Source organism: Fimbriimonadaceae bacterium (assembly GCA_019638775.1).
GTDB lineage: Bacteria > Armatimonadota > Fimbriimonadia > Fimbriimonadales > Fimbriimonadaceae > JAHBTD01.
The window spans coordinates 1-1,250 of the sequence record JAHBTD010000107.1 but is presented as its reverse complement, the minus strand read 5'-3'; the positions used below and the strand labels follow the sequence as shown (position 1 = coordinate 1,250).

The 1,250-nt window shown below is 62.4% G+C and carries 1 protein-coding gene; it reads left to right on the top strand.

Annotation, left to right across the window (positions count from 1 at the left end; all coding sequences use genetic code 11):
• The first annotated feature begins 95 nt into the window (after positions 1 to 95).
• Positions 96 to 1,187, top strand: a complete 1,092-nt coding sequence (locus KF784_20285) for a DDE-type integrase/transposase/recombinase (protein MBX3121395.1) — start codon at positions 96 to 98, stop codon at positions 1,185 to 1,187.
• Positions 1,188 to 1,250 lie beyond the last annotated feature (63 nt).

Here is a 1,250-nt window from a genome sequence, read left to right as displayed (position 1 = left end):
CGCTTGTGTCCTGTGCCATGACATAGTTTCCACTTTGTGCCAACACATCCTTTCCAGTGTAGGAGCTGGAAATGGGATTTTGCGAGGTGACGAAGATGGATCAAAGGCGCGCTCTGGCGTACGCGGTTCTTGAGCAGGGAGTGAGTATCAGCGAGGCGGCTCGCCGCTTTTGTATCAGCCGCCCGACGGCAAGGCTGTGGGTCCGGCGTGCCAGGGAGCACGGGATTGGCTCGATGCAGGAGCGCTCGCGGCGTCCTTTGCGCTCTGCGCGCATCACGGACGAGGAGGATGCTTTGGCCTTGCTGGCTTTGAAGGCTCGGTATCCGTTCTGGGGAGCCAAGAAGCTTCTGGCGATCGGCTGGCCTGACGCAGAGGCTCCGATGTCGCTGCGCACGGCGAACCGGATCCTGGAGCGAGCTGGGCTGGTGTGCGAAAGCCACAAGGTCCAGGAGGCTTCCCAGCGTTTCGAGCGCGCCTTTCCCAACGAGCTTTGGCAGATGGACTTCAAAGGGCTCAAGGCTCCGCGTTTGCCTTACGAAGCCCTGTCGGTGGTGGACGACGCCACGCGCTTCTGCATCGCGCTGCGGGCGGTGCCCGACCAGAGCTTCGCATCGGTCTGGAGCGTCCTTTGGGACGTCTTCGCCGAGTACGGCCTGCCGGAATGCATCCTTTGCGACAACGGTCCGGCTTTCCGCGCCTTTGCGACGCCTCTTCCTTCCAGGCTGGAGATGCGGCTCTTGCGGCTGGGTGTGCGCACGAGCCACGGCAGACCCAGGCATCCCCAGACCCAGGGCAAAGTGGAGAGGTTTCATGGAACTCTGCACCGAGAGCTCGGCGTCTCCTTGCGCCAGCCCGACGCTAAGACCGCCCAGAGCGTCTACGAAGGCTTCCGGGTCCGCTACAACTGGGAGCGTCCCCACGAAGCGCTGGGAATGCAGCCTCCCGGCTCGGCCTACTCGCTTTCGGCAAGACCCCGTCCGTCAAAGCTTCCCGAGCAGGAACTCCCCGAAGGAGCGCTCTCGCGCAAGGTGGACGACTACGGCAACTTTGGGTACCGCTCGCAACGGTACAAGATTGGAAGAGGGCTTGCCGGGGAGAGAGTGGAGCTGCGCGATGGACCGGACGGAGAGACGGCCGTCCTGTACTTCGGTGTCGTCTTAGCACGGCTTGAAGACATCCGGGTGTAAAGTATGTGTTGGCACAAACTGGAAAGGATCTGTTGGCACCGGACACTTGCGGTGGAGGGTCTC